Origin of the sequence: Methylobacterium sp. WL12, from assembly GCF_008039475.1 — a bacterium.
Lineage (GTDB): Bacteria > Pseudomonadota > Alphaproteobacteria > Rhizobiales > Beijerinckiaceae > Methylobacterium > Methylobacterium cerastii.
On sequence record NZ_VRUW01000155.1, the window covers coordinates 1 to 5,058 of the forward strand.

The following is a 5,058-nucleotide window of genomic DNA, read 5'->3' on the forward strand; positions in this document are numbered from 1 at the left end:
CTGTGATGAGGGCGGCGGGGATGATTCGATGACGCAGATCGCGCGCTACATCTTCCGCATCGCGCTCGCGGCGTTCCTCGCCTGCCTGGTCGGCCTCGTCGGCACGATCTGGGTGACGCAGGCGCTGCGCGAGCTCGACCTGATCACGGCCAAGGGCCAGACCGTGCTGGTCTTCCTGTTCATCACCGGCTTGTCGCTGCCGACGCTGGTGGTGGTGATCGCGCCGGTCGCGTTGTTCATCGCCGTCGTCTACGCGCTGAACCGCCTCAACGGCGATTCCGAGCTGATCGTGATGTCGGCGGCCGGGATGAAGCCTCGGGCGATCCTGCGGCCGTTCCTGACGCTGGCCTTCGCAGTGAGCGCGCTCGTGGGCTTCATCACCATCGTCGTGATGCCGGCGAGCTTCCAGGAGCTGCGCGACGTGATCACCCGCGTGCGCGGCGACTTCATCGCCAACGTCGTCAAGGAAGGGCAGTTCACCCAGCTCGACAACGGCATCACCTTCCACTTCCGCGAGCGCGGCCCCGGCGGCGCCCTGCTCGGGCTGTTCATCCAGGACCGGCGCGAGGCCGGCAAGACCAAGGTCTACCTCGCCGAGCGCGGCAACGCGATCGACGTGGACGGCGGCAGCTACCTCGCCCTGCAGAACGGCAGCGTGCACCAGCAGCAGAAGGACAGCCGGGATTCCTCGATCCTGACCTTCGAGCGCTACACGATCGACCTCGCGGCCTTCGCGCCGCCGGACGCCGACACGGTGTACAAGCCGCGCGAGCGCTCGACCGCGCAGCTGCTCTTCCCCGACAAGAGCGAGGGCTATTTCAAGCTGCAGAAGGGCCGCTTCCGGGCCGAGCTGCACGACCGGCTCTCGGCCTGGCTCTATCCGCTGGCACTGGTCTTCATCGCCTTCGCCGCGCTCGGCGACCCGCGCACCACGCGCCAGGGCCGGGCCGGCGCGATGGCCGGCGCGGTGCTGGCGGTGGTCGCGCTGCGCATCGCCGGCTTCACCGCGACCAGCGCGGCGACCCGAAGCGCGGGCGCGGTGGTGGCGATCTACGCGGTGCCGCTGCTGGCCATCGCGCTGTCGTCGCTCGTGATCTTCCAGGGGCCCGCGGTGCGCGGCCTCAACGCCCGGATCGTATCCGCCCTGCGGGGGCGCTTCCGCGCACCCCGGCTCGCCGCCGGCTGAGCCGTCATGCTGATCGGCTTCACCCTCGGGCGCTACTTTGCCGCCCGCTTCGCGCGCACCGTGCTCGGCGTGTTCATCACCGTCTTCGCGCTCGTCTACACCCTGGATTTCGTCGAGCTGCTGCGCCGCGCCGGCGACGCGGAGGGCGCGTCCACAGGTTTGATGGCCCAGCTCTCGCTCTACCGCACGCCGGCGGTGGCCGAGGGCGTGCTGCCCTTCGCGGTGCTGTTCGGCTCGATGGCGGCCCTGCTCCAGCTCTCGCGCAAGCTCGAGCTCGTGGTGGCGCGCGCCGCCGGGATCTCGGCCTGGCAGTTCCTGCAGCCGGGCTTCTTCGTGGCGCTGGCGCTCGGCGCCTTCACGGTCGGGGTCTACAACCCGGTCTCGGCGATGATGAAGCAGCGCTCCACCGAGATCGAGGCGAAGATCTTCGCCAAGTCGACCAAGGCCTCCTCGGGCAAGGACCTGTGGATCCGCCAGAAGAGCCTCGACGGCGGCGCCATCATCCGCGCCGAGACCGCGATCGAGGGCACGACGACGCTGGCCGGCGTCCAGGTCTTCACCTTCGACGCGGAAGGCCGCTTCGTCTCCCAGATCGTCGCCGCGCGGGCGAGCCTGCACGACGGCTACTGGGAGCTCACGGACACCCGGGTGCTGACGCCGGGCGCCCCGCCGGATTCGTTCGGCACCTACCTCATCGCATCGACCCTCGACCCGAGCCAGGTGCGGCAGCGCTTCACCCCCCCGGAATCCGTGCCATTCTGGCAACTACCCGACACCATCGCACGCACCGAGCGGGCGGGGTTGGATGCCACCCGCTACCGTCTCCAGTATGATGTGCTCTGGGCCAGGCCGATCCTCTTCCTGGCCATGGTCCTGGTGGCGGCAACCGTTTCCTTACGGTTCTTCCGCTTTGGTGGTGTGGGAAAGCTGGTGCTCGGCGGGGTCGCGGCGGGGTTCGCCCTGTACGTCGCCCGCCAAGTGATGGAAGGCCTCGGAGCCTCCGGGATCGTCGCGGCGCCGGTGGCGGCGTGGTTCCCGGCCGTGGTAGGAAGCCTTCTCGGTACGCTCACGCTTCTGTACCAGGAAGACGGCTGACGCCCGCGCCTCGGATGCGGGTATCGGACGTTGGCGCGGGAGGCGGACGTGGACGGAAACGTGGCGGCGGTCGTCACCGGAGTTGGGACAGGCGTTGCGTAAGGTCGCCGACATCGCGAAGGTCCTCGGGCTGCTGGCGCTCCTCTGCGCCGCGGCGCCGATCGGCGGCACCGTGCCCGCCGACGCCCAGGGCCTGCCGGGCGCAGCCAAGCCTTCGGCCGGCAAACCCGTGGCCGGAAAGCCCGGCGACAAGCTCCTCGTCGAGGCCGACGAGCTGATCTACGACAACGACAAGAACACCGTCACCGCCCGCGGCAACGCCGAATTGCATTACGGCCCGCGCACGCTGCAGGCCGACCGCGTCCGCTACGACCGGGCGTCGAGCCGCGTCTTCGCCGAGGGCAACGTTCGTCTGACCGACCAGGACGGCGCGGTCGTCACCGGCGAGAAGATGGAGCTGACCGACGACTTCAAGAGCGGCTTCATCGACAGCCTGCGCATCCAGCAGACGGTGGTGAAGAAGGGCGAGACCATCCGCACGCGGTTCTCGTCCCCGCGCGGCGAGCGCCTCGAAGGCGAACAGACCAGCTTCGACTACGGCACCTACACCGCCTGCGAGCCCTGCCGAGACCACCCGGAGAAGCCGCCGCTGTGGCAGGTGCGCGCCGCCAAGATCATCCACAACAACGAGACGCACACGATCTACTTCGAGGATTCGACGGTCGAGATCGCCGGCATCCCGGTGGCGTACCTGCCGTACTTCGAGTCCGCCGACCCGACGGTGAAGCGCAAGAGCGGCTTCCTCACCCCGCGCTTCATCAACTCGACGGCGCTCGGCACAGGCCTGACGGTGCCGTACTTCTTCAACCTCGCGCCGGACTACGACCTGACCCTATCGCCGTCCTTCCTGAGCCGCCAGGGCGTGCTCGGGCAGGGCGAGTTCCGCCAGCGCCTCGACAACGGCAGCTACAACCTGCGCGTCTCCGGCATCTTCCAGACGACGCCCTCGGCCTTCCTGCCGGGGCCGCTGGGCGCCGGCGACCGCGACTTCCGCGGCTCGGTCGAATCCAAGGGCCGGTTCTACATCAACGAGAACTGGCGCACCGGCTGGGACCTCGTCGGCGTGACCGACAAGTGGTTCCTCGACAACTACCGGATCCGCAACCAGTCGATCACGACGGACTACTTCCGTGAGGCGGTGTCGACCGCGTACCTGATCGGTCAGGGCGACCGCTCGTACTTCGAGATGCGCGGCTACTACTTCAAGGGCCTGTCGAGTTTCGACTGGCAGAAGGAGCAGCCCCTCGTCCTGCCGGTGATCGACTACGACAAGCGCATCAACGGCCCGGGCGAGCTCGGCGGCGAGGTCCGCTTCCAGGCCAACATCACCAGCCTGACCCGCGAGGCGACGGACTTCCAGGGCCTGCCGCGCACCGGCACCTACCTGTTCAGCCCGAGCGTCAACGGCATCAGCTATCCGCTCTACGAGACCTGCACGACCTTCAACCGCAACACCTGCCTGGTGCGGGGCCTGGCCGGCACGGACACCCGCGCCTCGGCCCAGCTCTCCTGGCGCCGGACCTTCATCGACGACCTCGGCCAGGCGATCACGCCGTTCGCGTACCTGCGCACCGACGCGTTCTTCGTGAACCCGAGCCTGTCGGGCTACCAGAACGCCCTGGTGCCGCAGATCGCCTCGGTCGACGACGGCTTCACCGGCCGCGTGATGCCGGCGGTCGGCATCGACTATCGCTATCCCTTCGTCAGCGACTTCGGGCCGCTCGGCGTCCACACCCTCGAGCCGATCGCCCAGGTCATCGCCCGGCCGTCCGAGAACCGGATCGGCCACCTGCCGAACGAGGACGCGCAGAGCCTCGTCTTCGACGACACCTCGCTGTTCCAGTGGGACAAGTTCTCCGGCTACGACCGGGTCGAGGGCGGCGTGCGCACCAACCTGGGCGCGCAATACTCGGTGGTCACCGCCTCGGGCTGGTACGCGAACGCGATGTTCGGCGAGTCGATCCAGATCGCGGGCGTCAACTCGTTCCGCCGCGGCGACATCGCCAACGTCGGCCTGAACTCAGGCCTGGAAACCGCGGCCTCCGACTTCGTCGGCCGCGTCCAGGTCTCGCCGAACCAGAACATCAGCCTGATCACGCGCGCCCGCTTCGACCAGGCGGACTTCAAGGTGAACCGCTTCGAGACCGGCATCACCGCCCGGTTCGCGCCGTTCCTGCCGCTGTCGCTCTCGGCGTTCTACTCGTACTACGAGGCGCAGCCGCTGCTCGGCTTCAGCCATCGCCGCGAGGGCATCACCGCGACGGCGACCTACAACATCACCCCGAACTGGTTCGTCACCGGCTCGGCGCTCGTCGACCTGACCCACTACCTCGACACCCGAACCCTCTATTCCGAGGCGCTGACGAGCTACATCGCCAACCCCGTCGGCAACCTGCCGACCTACCAGAACCCGGGCCGCTTCTACCTCTCCGGCATGAGCGTCGGCGCCGGCTACCAGGACGAGTGCACCACGGTCTCGCTCAACTACATCGTCTCGCCGATCGCCACGGTGACCGGCGTCTCCGAGCGCAACCAGACCGTGTTGCTGCGCGTCGAGCTCAAGACCCTGGGCGAGGCGGACCTGCGCCAGAACGTCGGCACCGCCACCACGGCGGACGGCATCGCCTCCGCGCATTGACGGCTAAGACGCACGGGCTCGCGGCGATGGGAGGCTCCTGCTAAGGCAGGTCTCCCGCCGCGAGCCCGTGCGTCTTAGC

At 68.7% G+C, this 5,058-nt stretch carries 3 protein-coding genes; all 3 read left to right on the forward strand.

The window, feature by feature from the left end:
* Nucleotides 1-28 precede the first annotated feature (28 nt).
* Nucleotides 29-1,186, forward strand: coding sequence for an LPS export ABC transporter permease LptF (gene lptF, locus FV226_RS26715; protein WP_147765304.1), 1,158 nt, complete (start codon nucleotides 29-31; stop codon nucleotides 1,184-1,186).
* Between the two features lie 6 nt (nucleotides 1,187-1,192).
* The gene (gene lptG, locus FV226_RS26720) at nucleotides 1,193-2,281 is read left to right on the forward strand and encodes an LPS export ABC transporter permease LptG (protein ID WP_147765305.1); all 1,089 of its coding nucleotides are present in this window, start codon (nucleotides 1,193-1,195) and stop codon (nucleotides 2,279-2,281) included.
* A 94-nt stretch (nucleotides 2,282-2,375) separates the two neighbouring features.
* Nucleotides 2,376-4,979, forward strand: a complete 2,604-nt coding sequence (locus tag FV226_RS26725) for an LPS-assembly protein LptD (RefSeq protein ID WP_147765306.1) — start codon at nucleotides 2,376-2,378, stop codon at nucleotides 4,977-4,979.
* Nucleotides 4,980-5,058 lie beyond the last annotated feature (79 nt).

Coding starts and splice junctions, on each gene's coding strand:
- lptF (WP_147765304.1), top strand. CDS start 29: ATGACGCAGATCGCGCGCTACATCTTCCGCATCGCGCTCGCGGCGTTC.
- lptG (WP_147765305.1), top strand. CDS start 1,193: ATGCTGATCGGCTTCACCCTCGGGCGCTACTTTGCCGCCCGCTTCGCG.